Origin of the sequence: Methylobacterium phyllosphaerae (assembly GCF_001936175.1) — a bacterium.
Lineage (GTDB): Bacteria > Pseudomonadota > Alphaproteobacteria > Rhizobiales > Beijerinckiaceae > Methylobacterium > Methylobacterium fujisawaense.
Genome location: NZ_CP015367.1, coordinates 812,837 through 826,123 on the forward strand (window position 1 = coordinate 812,837; position 13,287 = coordinate 826,123).

Genomic DNA, 13,287 nt, shown 5'->3' on the forward strand with positions numbered 1-13,287 from the left:
CTCCCTCTCAGCGGGCGACGCCGACGCGGTCGGAACCGCGGCGCGCAACGGAGCACCAAGCGTGGGCGAGGCAGAGCACCTTGAGATCAGCCCGGCGTCGAGCGCGCCGCCCGAGCACGTGCACGAGCAGGTCGATGCAGGAGCCGTCACCCCGCGCTGCGCACAGGCAGAGCGCCGACATCGCCGGATCGAGGCGCCCAGGAAAGGCGATGGCCTCGGCGAGGACGCCGAGGGCGATGTGGATCGCAGCCGCCGGATCGCCCCGGCAAGCCGCGGACCAGTCGGGGGACGGCAGGGGCTGCGCGGCCTTCAGGGCAGCGGCCAAGCGGCACTGCGCCGGCATATCGAGCGTCTGAGGGGCGAGGACGCGCCACCAGGACAGCGGCAGCGAGAGGCTGGCCGCGTCAGTTGTGCCGGAGGGGTGGGCATCGGGGTCACGAGCGAGTGTCATTGAGACAGACCTGGAGAGCACGCCGGCGCGCAGGCGCGCGGTGCGGGATTGATGGAGAGCGAGATGGACGCATCAGGTCGCGGTCGCGACCCGATGCCAGCGTGGTGCGATCAGGGCGCGAACGGCCCGGGCGAGTGCGGGTGTTTGACGTTTTCAGGAACGGCGAGGCTCGCCAACGCCATCGTCAGAAGGTCCGGCACAGCCGCGCGCAATCGGGCTTGAAGCGCCGCGGTCACAGTCTCGAGCGCCGACGAGACCGGGGTCGCGAACAGCTGATCTATGGCCGGTCCGCTCACCGTAAGGTCATCGCAGTATCCCGCCCTTCCATAGACGTCGATCAGCACCGCGCGAGTCTGAGCGACCTCGTAGCCGAGTGAGGCCAAAAATGAGCGACCCTGGACCTGCGCGCACCGCAGCACCCATTCGACTTGGTGTATTTTCCTAGCCTCATTTTTTCCGGAGCCTCTCTTGACCTCGGCGATGATGGCTCGGCTCTCTCTCCGATCGACGACGATTAGGTCGAGGAATACCGACTGCGCGACCGCGCCAGCGAGTTCGATCGAGGTCTGGTTGAGCTGGGCGACGCTGCTGGCGCGGACGAGTTCCTGGGTCGGCACGGTGATCGGCATCGCGACGTTGCGCAGCACGATGTAGCGCCCGCTTCGCTCGAGGACGTCAGTGATGGCCGCCTCGATCAGAGACCCATGCCGCTTGACCATGGAGGCCAGCACGGAGCCGAGCTGCGACAAGCCTGGTCCGAGCAGGGGATCGGGCACGAAGGTCGCCCGGAACGCGCCGTCGAGCGCTGCCTCGGCCGCGGCCATCAGTTCGGGTGCGCAGATCTGTGGGATCGGGGGCTGGACGTGGCCGTAGCCGACGGCGGCGGCGCTCCCGAGCGGGACGGTGATCCGGCTGGTCGGCCCGGAGCTAGGCTGCCCACGTGCAGATAACCGCTGTCGGCCGCCGCGCTGGGCGGCGGGGTGGGGGACGACGATGGTCATGGATGGTTTCCGTCCAGGCGACACCAAACCGCGCGCCCTTCGCCGAACGGCGGCAGGGCGGCGAACGGGCTCGTTTCCGCGGCCTCAGGCCTGCGGCGACGAGGGCGTCAGGATTGCGGGATTGCGAGGGGACGCTGAGGCACGGCCTATCGCGTGCCAGCGCACCTTCAGGCGATCAGGCGGGTTGCCGGGACGGGCGGTGGGACTGCCCGGAATTCATGCATCGGGCCAGTTTCGTCGGCGTGATTACGCCGGTAGTGAAGGTCTCAGCCATGGTCGGTATCTCCTTGCGATACGGATCGTGGTCAGGCCGGCGCTTGGTGCTGCTAACACCGGTGCCGGCCGCCCTCTGCTAAAGAGCGGCGCGGCATGTGCGGGTGGTCTGCCGAGGACGAACGTGGCGCGGATCGGCGTCTTTGAGAAGACCACAACGGCGACGATATGATCTCAAGGACGCCCTTCCTGTCGCGATCGTTAACGGAAGCCTGGCGCCCTTTTCCTTGTTGCAGGTGAGCGCTTCACATCGCATGATCGCCTAACGGCCGGGTGGAAGGTTGTCGCCAGCAAAGTCTTGCACACTGCGCCGATCTCACGGATCCGCACAGATCAACGTGGCGACATTTGCCTGTGTGACCACGTCAGAGACACAGCGGATTTCATGCTGTATCGCCGCAGGATCAGTGTGAGCGGGTATGTGGCGGACCTCTAAGTACAACCGCATTGAGGAAATGCACGTGTTTCGGTCAGGGCAGAGCGGCTACGTGCCCATCGGCCTCTTGATCTTCGAGGGTGGCTCCTCAAGGCGCATCGGTCGGTTTGCCTATAGCTCCGACTATCTAGCTGCAGAAGGGCGTAGGCCACTCGACCCCATTGGCCTGCCGCTCGGAACCAAGTGGCGGCCAGCGGCTCCGGGAGAGGTTCATCTGGCCTTTCACGATGCAGGCCCTGACGGCTGGGGAAAAGGAATTCTGTCGCAGGTATTCCCAGAACTGGAACTCGGCATGCCGGAATTTCTGGCTCTGGGCGGGCTGTCGCGCACGGGCGACCTGGCCTTTGGCTCAACGCCCGAGGCTCCCGAGAGGTGGACACCCAGAGCGGACGCGGCGTCTGGGTTAGTTCAAAGCGAGGACGTTCTCGAAGAGGTGCTCATCGCAGCAGAAAATTATGAAGGAGGCGAAGCGTCGGCGGACCAACTCGCTCAGCTATTCATTCACAGCTCGGACATTGGAGGAGCTCGACCGAAGGCGCGCATTCGGGTTTCAGACAAGGAATGGATAGCCAAATTTTCCACGTGGGATGACAGGTTCGACAATCCCAGGGCTGAAGCGGTTTGTCTGGATTTTGCTGAGGCCGCAGGACTTCGAGTCCCTGACCGCGAACTGCGTGTCGTTAGCGGTCGGTCGGTTCTCTTGATATCGCGGTTCGACCGGTCCTCGGATGGGGCTCGTTTGTCTTACCTCAGCGCCGGCACTTTGCTTAGTGAACCTGCCCATGGATATGCCACAAGCAAGACCTATTCGGACATCGCATCAGCCGCGCGCCGGATCGGTGTTCAGGATCCAGAGCGCGAGATGTTCCGCAGGCTCCTGGTTAATGCCTATCTACGGAACACCGATGATCATTTGCGCAACCACGCCTTCATCCACGATGGGGCCGGCTGGCGGCTCTCACCGGTATTCGATGTTGTACCGCATCCTTCGGGCACCAAACATGTCTGCGCCCCAGCTCCCGGTATCAGTCGAGAGTGCAACCCGAGCATCGCATTCGCGAGCTACGCCAAATTTGGCCTCTCCACGGCCGAAGCCACATCGATTCTCGTTGAAATTCATGAAGCGACCTCACGCATCCCGGATTTTTTCGACGCCCGAGGCGTATCTCGACGGGACCGGGAAATGCTCTTGGCATGCTTCGGCTTGCTGCCCAGACCTATCACGTCCTAGCGAATCTCCGTATCAGCGAATCAGTGCCACCTCTTTATAATTGGTCTCATTCGACGGAACGCCCGTACCTTTATAGGTAAAATATTTCGGTCAAATAAACATACCGAAAATCATTAGAGACCAATTTATATATCCAGAAAAAATTAAGAACCCAACAATTATGTCAGTTTTAAACTCGCCTGAATCTGCCTGCGAAGCGACATGTCGTGTTTTCGAACCACATTCATAAATATGATTTTTCTACCAAAACTTGAAATCTCAGCCGATCGGATCGAGTAATAACAATTTTGAGGGTCCGCAATCTTTCAATCAGGCGGCCCGCACGCCGGGCCCATCCCGCCCATGTGCCTGATCCATGATCTCGCCGATCCGCTCGCCGACGGCGACGGCGATCTCCACCGAGGCCGCCCCTTCCGAACCCTGCCGGCAGATCCGGGTGAGGACGTCGGTCACGCGCTGCTCCATGACCCCGAGGATCGCCGCGGCCGCCTGCGGCTGCGCGCCGCGCAGCACGGCGGCGAGGTCGCAATAGGCGTCCTGAAGAAGTCGGAGCGTGAGCCGCTCGACCGCTTGTTCATCCTCCGCCGACAAGGCTTGCATCAGACCCCACTCCCGACAGCGCCCCCAGCCTTGCCCCGACATCTTAACAAGCCGTGAAGGACGCCGCGGAACCGCAAGCTTCGGCTAACCCTGCCGCAGGGCCGGGGGAGGTCCATTCACGCACGGCGCGGATTCCGGGCGGCCGAGGCGCCTCGGTGCGATCCGCGGCCGGGCGGAGGGAACTTGGCGGGCCCTCGGCGGGTCGACCCCGCAAGATCCGTCAGCGCGAGAGCCTCCCCATGCGCCTCCTCATCATCACGAGCCTCTGTCTGGCCGCCATCGCCGCGACACCGGCATCGGCCCAGGTTCAGCAGACCAATCCCAACGCCGCCAACCGATCCATGGAAACCGGCGGCCAGCTGCGCGCCCTGCGGCAGGAGCAGACGACCCAGAGCAACACGCTGCGGATGGACATCCAGCGCAACCAGGCCGCGACGCCCGCCCCGAATACCGGACCGAACGCGATCGGCCCGACCGGCGGTACGGGTGTGATCGGCCGCTAGGACCGGGACGGTGCTGGCCGGAACCGGTCCACGCTCCCTACACGTCCGGCAGGCGCCGCCCCTTCACGACCACCCGCGGCCACCGGTCCAGCCCGATCGGCATCAGCACGGCGATCCCGGGCGGCACCGCGGCGTCGCCGAGCAGGCTTTCGAGGGAGACCCGGCAGGCTTCCTCGAGTTCGCCCCGCGTGCGTGCGCCGGACGTCTTGATGTCGGCGATCAGGAGCGCCGCGATCTCGTGGGCAAAGGCGTCGCCGTCCAACATGCCGGGCTCCTGTTCTACGCGTGATCCCGTAGAGCCTCTCGCACAACGCCCGGAGCGCGGTTGCGGTCGGAGGCGAAGCCGCCGGCGCCCGAGAGTCTTGTGGGAAACCCTTAGCCGTCTCGGGCCCCCGCGAGCAGCCGGACAGAATTACGTATCCCCATACCGATTGCGGATGGTGTCACCGTCCGGTCCCGGGCGGCCATCCCCCGCGAGACGACCGTGCCGGCCCCCTACCCATAAAGGAGAGATAGTCCGCCCCGGACGGCCCGTGCCACGTCGGACCGGCAGATCGCGGCTCGGAAGCCGCTTGCCGATCGGCGGCGCGCTCCTGGGCTCGCGTGACGGGGACCAGGGTCCGGGTGCCGTGGGGACGCAGCCCGCGATGGCGCCAGAGGGATCGAGGACCGGACCGATGATCATCGTCGACGAGCGCTCCGGCCCCTTGAGCCCTGGCGCCGCCCCCGCCCGCATGCGCGCGTCCGCGGAGAGCTCGCCCGCCGGACGCCGCGGCGCCGGGCGACTGGCGATCCTGGTGTCGGCGGGGACGATCCTGTTTCTGATCCCGGCCCTCTGGAACGGCCACCCGTTCCTGTTCCCCGACAGCGAGCACTACTTCATCATCGGCCGGAGCATCCTCGGCGGTCTCGCCCGGCTCGGCGGCTCGGCGGCGGCGGCCGGCAGCGGCGGCGCCGTCATGGCCGATCCGGCCGCGAGTTCGGATGCGGCGGGCGGCCTTGCCGCGATCGCGGGCGGGCGCTCCCCGGTCTATGCGCTGCTGCTCTACGTCCTGTCCGCCCTGGCGAGCGTGTGGTGGATCATCGTCCTCCAATCCGTCCTCGTCTCCTGGCTGACCGTGACATTCCTCGATCTCGTCTGGGAGCGGCCCCGGCCCGGTGCGGTCCTGGCCGGTCTGGCGGCCTTGGCGCTGCTCACCTCCGCCGGGGCGTTCAGCGGCTTCCTGATGCCCGACATCTTCGCGGCGACCTTCGTCCTGGCGGCCCTGCTGCTCGTCTTCGACACAGCGGCGTCCCGCGGAAAAACCCTCGCCTATGCGGGCGTTGTCGCCCTCAGCCTGGTGATGCATGCCACGATCGTCCTGCTGGCCGGATCCGCGCTCGTCCTGATCGCGCTGTGCCGGCTCGTCCCCTTCGCAGGCCGACATGTCCGCAGGGCGTCGCTGCTCTGGATCGGCGGCGCGCTGATCCTGGGGCTCGCCTTCAATGCGGCCTATCTCCGGCTCGCGGAACGCGTCTCCGGGCATCCGGTCGGAACGCCGCCCTACCTGATGGCGCGCGTCATCGCCGATGGGCCGGGGCGTCTGCTCCTCACCGAGACCTGCACGCCGTCCGATCGCCCCTTCGCGGCCTGCGCCTTCGCAGGCCGGCACTTCGTCGACCACAATGACTTTCTCTGGGGCAGCGGGAGCCCCGGTCCCAACTTCAGCACCGCGCCCGCCGCCCTGCGCACGGCGCTCGGCGCCGAGGAGGGGCGCTTCGTCCGCGCGGCAATCCTGCATCATCCGATCGCGCAGGCGGCGGCCTCGACGCGCAACGCCCTGCGGCAGCTCGTCAGCGTGGACATGACCGAGTTCGTGATCGGGACGCATCTCCTCGTCGACGATGCCGAGTTCAGGACGGCCGCGATCCTGAAGACGATCCCCAAGCTCGACCGATGCCTCGCGCAACCCGGCGTGTGCCCGCCGGAGGCCGCGCTCGTCCCGACCCTCCAGGGTGCCTTCGGCGTCAACCTCCTGTCCTGCTTGGCCGCGATGGCCGTCACCGCGCTCTACTGGGCACTGCGGCCCCGGCTCGGGGCCGACACCCGGGCGCGTCTGGATCGCCTCATGCTGATCGGGACCGGGATCTGCCTCTTGCTGCTCGTCAACGCGGTGGCCTGCGGCGCTCTGTCCGGACCGCATGACCGCTACCAAGCGCGCCTGGCGTGGCTCAGCGCGCTGTTCATGGTGGCGCTCGCGGTCCATGCGGGCGGGCCGGGCGAGCCGCAGCCGGCGCGCAAGCCGGTGTGACGGGCGCTGCGCGCGCCGAACCGACCCGTCCGCGGCGGGACGGACGGCATGCGCCGGCGGAGACGCGAAGCGGCCGCCTCCGGGCGATGCACGGCGGCGGTCCCCCCGCGGTCGGGCATTCAGGCGCATATCGCGCCGCCCGGACCTTCAGACGATCTCACGGGGCAACGAACGGGCCCGTCCCGAAGCTGAACCGGCTCCAGCGCCTTCCGGCAGCCGAAGCCGACGGTGCGGACTGGTCCAGCACGGCCGGACCGAGAGGCCGGCTCCGTCCAGGGAGCGATCCGGACACGGCCGTCCGCTAAGGCCGGACCCGTCCCGATATCGCGGCGCGGCCTGCGGATCGGAGGCTGGCCTGGGCAGCCGCGCCGCCCGGCTATCGAAGCTCGGGGGCGGACGACAAGTCGACCCGTGAGCCGACCCGGGAGAAGACGAGGAGGCGCGCGCCCGCATAGTTCAGGACGAGGGCGACCGCGGAGGCCAGGGCCAGGGCGGCGAGGGGGGCGGAGAACGGCTCGGGAAGCCGGAGGATCGCCAGAGCGAAAACCAGCATGTTGCAGGCGAAGCCGAAGGCCTGCACCAGCAGGTAGCCGGCCAGGGCGCTCAGGACCGGGCGCCCCCGCAGATCGGCGAAGCTGAGGCTCCTGTTGAGCAGGAACGTGACCAGCACCGCCACCGTGAAGGACACCGCCCGGGCGGCGAAGGGCCCGCAGCCGAAGCCGTGGATGCAGAGCGCCATCAGCCCGGCATCGGTGACGAATCCGATCCCGCCGACGAGACAGAAGCGCGCGAAGCGCTCCGCCTCGCTGCGGGGTGCCCGGGCCTCAGCGGACATCGAGCTGCCGGGCCACCGAGAGGTAGAGCAGGCGCTTCAGCTCCTGACGGGTGCGGGTCGTCAGGTCCAGGACGATCCCGGTGAAGAAGGTCAGCACGCTGAGGATCACGATGCCGAGGCTCAGGACCGCCGTCGGCAGGCGCGGCACGAGGCCGGTCTCGACGAAGGTGACGATGACGGGCGCGACCAGCACGAGCGCGGCGAGCAGCAGCGCCACGCTGAGCGCGCCGAAGAACTGGAGCGGCCGCTCGTCCTTCATCAGGCGCAGAATCAGGTACAGGATGCGCGCACCGTCCCGGTAGGTGCGCAGCTTGCTGACCGATCCCGCCGGCCGCTCCTGATAGGCCGTCGTGACCTCGGCGGCGGGCATGCGCAGCTCCAGCGCGTGGACCACGAGTTCGGTCTCGGTCTCGAAGCCGCTGGACATCGCCGGGAACGACTTCACGAAGCGGCGCGACATGACCTTGTAGCCCGAGAGCATGTCCCGGAACTCGCGCCCGAATACGCCCTGGACGAGGCCGGTGAGGACGCGGTTCCCGAGGCGGTGGCCCGGCCGGTAGGCCTGCTGCGAGACCTCCGCGCGGGCGCCGTTGACGAAGTCGAGGTCGTCCTTGAGCACGCGTCCGACCAGGAACGGTGCCGCCGCGGCGTCGTAGGTGCCATCCCCGTCGACCAGGATGTAGATGTCGGCCTCGACGTCGCCGAACATCCGCCGGACGACGTTGCCCTTGCCCTGGCGCGGCTCGATCCGGACGATCGCGCCCGCGGCTCGGGCGACCTCGGCGGTCCCGTCGGTGGAGTTGTTGTCGTAGACGTAGATCTGCGCCGTCGGGAGGGCCGCGCGGAAATCGCCGACGACCTGCGCGATCGTCAGGCTCTCGTTGTAGCACGGGACCAGAACGGCCAGGCGGGGCGGGCGCGCGGTTTCGGCGACGAGGCCAAGGACGGACATGGCGGGGCTCCGCGGCCTCTGCCTGAGGCCTGCCGCCACCGTGCGGGCCGTCCGGATCGACCACAATCGGCCGCGCTCCGGAGCCGGACCGCGCTTTCGACGTAGCGGCGCCGGCCGAAGGAGGGCGGGCTACGTCCTTCGGCGGAGACGGCCGCGCGGGCTCACGCCTCGGCCCGCGCCCGCTTCCGCGCCTCCGGGACGGCGGCGGGCGCCGCGCGGCCGTGTCCGCTGAAGGGCAGGCGCAGGCCCGCGACCACCGGATAGACCGCCGGCAGCACGACGAGGGTGAGCAGCGTCGCGGAGATCAGGCCGCCGATCACCACGGTGGCGAGCGGCCGCTGCACCTCCGCGCCCGCGCTCGTCGAGAGCGCCATCGGCAGGAAGCCGAGCGCGGCGACCAGGGCGGTCATCATCACCGGCCGCAGCCGCATCTCGGCGGCGCGCGTCGCGGCCTCCTTGGCGCCGAGGCCGGTGGCCTCGAGGTCCCGGATGTAGCTCGTGAGCACCACGCCGTTCAGGACCGCGATGCCGAAGGTCGCGATGAAGCCGATCGCCGCCGAGATCGAGAACGGCATCCCGCGCAAGGTCAGCGCCAGGATGCCGCCGGTGGCCGCCATCGGCACGTTGAGGAAGATCAGGCCGGCGATGCGGATATCAGCGAACATCACCACCAGCAGGATCAGGATCGCCGCGAGCGCGGCCGGGACGACAACCGTCAGCCGGCCGGTCGCCTCCTGCAGGTTCTGGAACTGGCCGCTCCAGACCAGGGCGTAGCGCGGCGGCAGCGTGACCTGCTGCGCCACGGCGGCCTGGGCGGCCGCGACGAAGCTCTGCACGTCGCGGCCCCGGACGTTCGCCTGAACGGAGATCCGCCGCTGCAGCCGCTCCCGGCTGATCTGCGCCGGTCCCGTCGCGACCTCCACGCTGGCGACCATCGCCAGCGGCACCATCATCCGGCTGCCGGCCTCTCGACCCGCCTCCTGGCCGGAGCGGCCGACCGGCAGGGCACGGATGCGCTCGATGTCGCCGCGGTCGGCGGGATCCAGGCGCACCACGATGTCGGTGATCGAGTTGTCGTCCCCGTAGACCATGCCGGCGGTGCGGCCGCCGATGCTCTCGACGACGTCGAGCACGTCGGACACGGTGATGCCGTAACGGGCGGCCCGGGCCCGGTCGACCTGGATCGAGAGCGCCGGCATGCCGGCCTGCGCCTCGGCCTTCACGTCCGCGGCGCCCTCGACCCCCGACACCGTCCGCACGATGGCATCGGCCGTGTCCTTCAGGACCTTGAGGTCGTCGCCGTACAGGCTGATCGCGACGTCGCCGCGCACGCCCTCCAGCAGGTCGTCCATGCGCATCTGGATCGGCTGCGAGAAGCTGTAGGCGACACCGGGCACCTCCTCCTTCAGCCGCGTGTCGAAGGCGGCCACGAGGCCGTCCTGCGTCGCCGCGGTGGTCCAGGTGGCGGGGTCGGCGAGGGTGATGAAGCTGTCGGTCGATTCGACGCCCATCGGGTCGGTGGGGATCTCGGCGCTGCCGGTGAGGGAGACCACCCGCTTCACCTCGGGGAAGGATTTCAGGACCCGCTCGATCCGGCCGACCGTGGCCAGCGACGCGTCGAGGGCGATGCCCGGCAGCTTCTCCGAGGTGACGACGATCGCGCCCTCCGACAGCTTCGGCAGGAACTCGCCGCCGAGGCGCGTGGCCAGCACGCAGGAGCCGGCGAAGAGCGCGAGCGCCACCCCGACGGTCAGGACCACGTGCCGCTCGGCGCCGCGCAGCAGCGGCCTGTAGGCGGCGCGCATCCCCCGGACGAGGCGCGTCTCGCGCTCGCCGACGCCGCGACCGGCGAGGAAGAGGGCGGCCAGGGCCGGCATCAGCGTGAGGGTGACGACCAGAGCGCCGGCGAGCGCGAGGATCACGGTCAGCGCCATCGGCACGAACATCTTGCCGGCCACGCCCTGCAGCGCGAGGATCGGCACGTAGACGAGGATGATGATCGCCACCGCGAAGATCACCGGCCGCGCCACGGCGGCGGTGGCGTCCCGCACCACCTCGGTGGCCGGCCGGTCCGGATGCTCCCCGCGCGCGCGCAGCACGTTCTCGATCATCACCACGGCGCCGTCGACGATCAGACCGAAATCGATGGCGCCGAGGCTCATCAGGTTGCCCGACAGGCCGAGCAGGCGCATGCCGGCGAACGCCATCAGCATCGCGAGCGGGATCGCGACGGCGACGATCAGGCCGGCCCGCAGGTTGCCCAGCAGCAGCAGCAGGACCACGATCACCAGCACCGCCCCCTCAAGGAGGTTGTGCGCGACCGTATGGATCGTGCGATCCACGAGGGCGCTGCGGTCGTAATAGGGGACGATCGCAACCCCGGGCGGCAGTTGCGGGCGCAGGTCGTCGATGGTCTTCTTGACCCGCTCGACCACCGCGCTGGCATTCTCGCCGTAGCGCATGAGGGCGATGCCCACGACCGTCTCGCCCGCGGCGTCGTGGGTGACGGCGCCGAGCCGGACCTTGGGCGCCTCCTGCACGGTTCCGAGCGTCGCGAGCGTGACCGGGACGCCGCCGGGGCCGGTCGCCACCACGACGTCGGCGATGTCCTGCGGGCCCTTGGCGAGGCCGAGGCCGCGGATCACCTCCTGCTGATCGTTGTGCTCCAGATAGGCGCCGCCGCGCGCGGCATTGTTGTCGGCGAGCGCCGTGTAGACCTGGGCGAGGGTGACCCCGTAACGGCGCAGGGCATCGGCGGAGATGCGGGCCTCGTAGGTCGGCATCTGGCCGCCGTAGATGTTCACATCGGCGATGCCCGGCGTCAGCTTGAGCTTCGGGGCGATCGTCCATTGCAGGATGCGCTTGAGCTGCATCGGCGTGTAGGCCGGCCCGCGCAGCTCGAACTGGTAGATCTCGCCCAGGCCCGTCGCCATCGGGCCCATCTGCGGGTCGCCGACGCCGGCCGGCATCAGGCTCTTGGCCTGCGGCAGGCGCTGGAACACCTCGGCCCGGGCCTCGGTCACCGATACGGATTCGTCGAAGGTCGCGTAGACCGCCGAGACCCCGGCCCGGGACGTGGAGCGCACATTGGCGAGGCCCGGCGCGCCCGCCATGGCATTCTCCACCGGGAAGGTGACGAGACGCTCGACCTCCAGGGGGCCGAGCCCCGGCGACAGGGTCAGGACCATCACCTGCCGGGGCGAGATGTCCGGCACCGCGTCGATGGAGAGGCCCTCGAGGTTGGCGATCCCGCCCGCGGCGGCCGCGAGCGCCACCACCAGGACCAGGAACCGGCGGCGCACCATCAGGGCGAACCAGGTCTTCATCGCGGTGCTCAATCCGTGGAGCCGAGCAGGCTGCGCATGAGGATCGCCTTGAGGCCGAAGCTGCCCGCCGTCGCGACGCTCTCTCCGGCCGCGACGCCGCGCGTCACCTCGACCCAGTCCGCCCGCTGGATCCCGAGGGTCAGGACGCGCCGTTCGAAGCGGTCGGGGGCGACGCGCACGAAGGCGATCGGGCCCGCCTCGGTCTGCTGGATCGCGGCGGCCGGGACGGTGACGCCCGACCGGCCGAGATCGGCGGCCACCGTGACCGACACGAACATGTTGGCGCGCAGCAGGTCCTCGGGATTGTCGAGTTCGAGCCGCGCGGGCGCGGTGTTGGTCGCCGGATCGAGGGCGGCGTTGACGGAGCGCACCCGGCCCTCGAAGGGCGGCTGGCCGGGGATCGGGCTGTCCACCGTGGCCGCGTCCCCGGCCTTCACCCGGGTGATGTCGGGACCGTAGAGATTGGCCAGCACGACGACGCGGGCCGGATCGGCCACCGTGAACGCGTCGCGGGCGGTGTCGACGACCTCGCCGAGGGTCACGCCGACCTGCGTCACGACCCCGGCGATCGGGGTGACGACCGCGCTGGTGCCGGGCGCGGCGCCCTCCGCGGGGGCGAGGCGCTGATACTGCGCCCGGTACATGTCGGCATTGGCCTGGGCGGACTGGACCGCCGCGCGCGCCTTGGCGAGATCGACCTGCCGCCGCTCGACCTCGGCCTGGGCGACGCCGCCGAACTTGAGCTGCTCCTGGCCGCGCTTGAGCTGTATCTCCGCGGCCCGCTCGGAGGCCTGCGCCTCGCCCAGGGTCGCCTGGGCGGCCTGGAGGCCGTTGCGCGCGTCCAGGATCCCGGCGGCGTCGAGGGTCGCCAGGGTCTGGCCGGCCGCGACACGGTCGCCGGGCTGGACCGCGAGGCTCAGGACCCGCCCCTGCGTGCGCGGCTTCAGATGCGTCACGCGCCGCTCGTCGAAGGCGACGGTGCCGGGGGCGCGCACCGGCAGGACGATCCGGCGCGTCTCGGCCGTCTCGAAGGCGAGGCCGGACCGCTTCTGGCCGGCCGCGTCGAGGGTGACGAAGTCCGATTGTGCTGGCGCGTCCTCCGTCTTCGCGGCGGACGAGGCCGTCATCGAGGCGTCGTCACCGGTTTGGGCAGGCCCCAAGCCGAGCCGGTCGCGCAGCGCGTCGCGCGAGATCCAGCCGGCGCCCAGGAGCGCGGCGAGGATCAGGACGAGCCAGACCAGGCGTGCGCCGCCGCGCCGGGCCTTCCCGGGCCGGACCTCCGGAGCGGCCGCCGCGGTCGGCCCCACATCCGGATGCGACGCCTGCGCGTCGGTCTCGGCCTCCCGCGCGGCGTCGGAGGCGTCCATGGTCAGCGCCATCCGATCCAC

Annotated in this window: 11 protein-coding genes; 3 read left to right on the plus strand and 8 right to left on the minus strand. The window is 69.5% G+C overall.

The window, feature by feature from the left end; all coding sequences use genetic code 11:
* Nucleotides 1–7 precede the first annotated feature (7 nt).
* Nucleotides 8–451, minus strand: coding sequence for a hypothetical protein (locus tag MCBMB27_RS03785; protein WP_139231654.1), 444 nt, complete (start codon nt 449–451; stop codon nt 8–10).
* Between the two features lie 110 nt (nt 452–561).
* Nucleotides 562–1,452 (minus strand): hypothetical protein, encoded by an 891-nt coding sequence (locus MCBMB27_RS03790; RefSeq protein WP_043386523.1) that lies wholly within the window; start codon nt 1,450–1,452, stop codon nt 562–564.
* A gap of 761 nt (nt 1,453–2,213) precedes the next feature.
* On the opposite strand from MCBMB27_RS03790, the gene MCBMB27_RS03795 reads away from it, so the two are divergent.
* Nucleotides 2,214–3,392 (plus strand): type II toxin-antitoxin system HipA family toxin, encoded by a 1,179-nt coding sequence (locus tag MCBMB27_RS03795; RefSeq protein ID WP_236952886.1) that lies wholly within the window; start codon nt 2,214–2,216, stop codon nt 3,390–3,392.
* Nucleotides 3,393–3,701: 309 nt separating this feature from the next.
* Here MCBMB27_RS03795 and MCBMB27_RS03800 read toward each other — a convergent pair whose 3' ends face one another.
* A complete protein-coding gene (locus tag MCBMB27_RS03800; protein ID WP_043349792.1) occupies nt 3,702–3,992 on the minus strand; it encodes a hypothetical protein in 291 nt (96 codons plus the stop codon).
* 239 nt (nt 3,993–4,231) lie between these two features.
* Between MCBMB27_RS03800 and MCBMB27_RS03805 the strand changes: the two genes are divergently transcribed.
* Nucleotides 4,232–4,495 carry a hypothetical protein gene (locus MCBMB27_RS03805; protein WP_075379904.1) on the plus strand — a complete coding sequence of 88 codons (264 nt, stop codon included), beginning with the start codon at nt 4,232–4,234 and terminating at the stop codon, nt 4,493–4,495.
* Nucleotides 4,496–4,532: 37 nt separating this feature from the next.
* Here MCBMB27_RS03805 and MCBMB27_RS03810 read toward each other — a convergent pair whose 3' ends face one another.
* Nucleotides 4,533–4,760: a hypothetical protein gene (locus MCBMB27_RS03810; protein WP_043349788.1), complete on the minus strand. Its 228-nt coding sequence runs from the start codon at nt 4,758–4,760 to the stop codon at nt 4,533–4,535.
* 412 nt (nt 4,761–5,172) lie between these two features.
* Between MCBMB27_RS03810 and MCBMB27_RS03815 the strand changes: the two genes are divergently transcribed.
* The gene (locus MCBMB27_RS03815) at nt 5,173–6,786 is read left to right on the plus strand and encodes a hypothetical protein (RefSeq protein ID WP_075379905.1); all 1,614 of its coding nucleotides are present in this window, start codon (nt 5,173–5,175) and stop codon (nt 6,784–6,786) included.
* A gap of 376 nt (nt 6,787–7,162) precedes the next feature.
* Here MCBMB27_RS03815 and MCBMB27_RS03820 read toward each other — a convergent pair whose 3' ends face one another.
* From MCBMB27_RS03820 to MCBMB27_RS03835, 4 genes are all read right to left on the minus strand, one after another.
* Nucleotides 7,163–7,621, minus strand: a complete 459-nt coding sequence (locus MCBMB27_RS03820; protein ID WP_075379906.1) for a GtrA family protein — start codon at nt 7,619–7,621, stop codon at nt 7,163–7,165.
* Nucleotides 7,611–8,573 (minus strand): glycosyltransferase, encoded by a 963-nt coding sequence (locus tag MCBMB27_RS03825; RefSeq protein ID WP_043349781.1) that lies wholly within the window; start codon nt 8,571–8,573, stop codon nt 7,611–7,613. Before MCBMB27_RS03825 ends, MCBMB27_RS03820 begins: the two co-directional genes overlap by 11 nt.
* 161 nt (nt 8,574–8,734) lie before the next feature.
* Nucleotides 8,735–11,899 (minus strand): efflux RND transporter permease subunit, encoded by a 3,165-nt coding sequence (locus tag MCBMB27_RS03830; protein ID WP_075379907.1) that lies wholly within the window; start codon nt 11,897–11,899, stop codon nt 8,735–8,737.
* 8 nt (nt 11,900–11,907) lie between these two features.
* Nucleotides 11,908–13,266: an efflux RND transporter periplasmic adaptor subunit gene (locus tag MCBMB27_RS03835; protein ID WP_236952887.1), complete on the minus strand. Its 1,359-nt coding sequence runs from the start codon at nt 13,264–13,266 to the stop codon at nt 11,908–11,910.
* Nucleotides 13,267–13,287: the final 21 nt, after the last annotated feature.

Coding starts and splice junctions, on each gene's coding strand:
- MCBMB27_RS03790 (WP_043386523.1), bottom strand. CDS start 1,452: ATGACCATCGTCGTCCCCCACCCCGCCGCCCAGCGCGGCGGCCGACAG.
- MCBMB27_RS03830 (WP_075379907.1), bottom strand. CDS start 11,899: ATGAAGACCTGGTTCGCCCTGATGGTGCGCCGCCGGTTCCTGGTCCTG.
- MCBMB27_RS03800 (WP_043349792.1), bottom strand. CDS start 3,992: ATGCAAGCCTTGTCGGCGGAGGATGAACAAGCGGTCGAGCGGCTCACG.
- MCBMB27_RS03785 (WP_139231654.1), bottom strand. CDS start 451: ATGACACTCGCTCGTGACCCCGATGCCCACCCCTCCGGCACAACTGAC.
- MCBMB27_RS03815 (WP_075379905.1), top strand. CDS start 5,173: ATGATCATCGTCGACGAGCGCTCCGGCCCCTTGAGCCCTGGCGCCGCC.
- MCBMB27_RS03805 (WP_075379904.1), top strand. CDS start 4,232: ATGCGCCTCCTCATCATCACGAGCCTCTGTCTGGCCGCCATCGCCGCG.
- MCBMB27_RS03810 (WP_043349788.1), bottom strand. CDS start 4,760: ATGTTGGACGGCGACGCCTTTGCCCACGAGATCGCGGCGCTCCTGATC.
- MCBMB27_RS03825 (WP_043349781.1), bottom strand. CDS start 8,573: ATGTCCGTCCTTGGCCTCGTCGCCGAAACCGCGCGCCCGCCCCGCCTG.
- MCBMB27_RS03820 (WP_075379906.1), bottom strand. CDS start 7,621: ATGTCCGCTGAGGCCCGGGCACCCCGCAGCGAGGCGGAGCGCTTCGCG.
- MCBMB27_RS03835 (WP_236952887.1), bottom strand. CDS start 13,266: ATGGACGCCTCCGACGCCGCGCGGGAGGCCGAGACCGACGCGCAGGCG.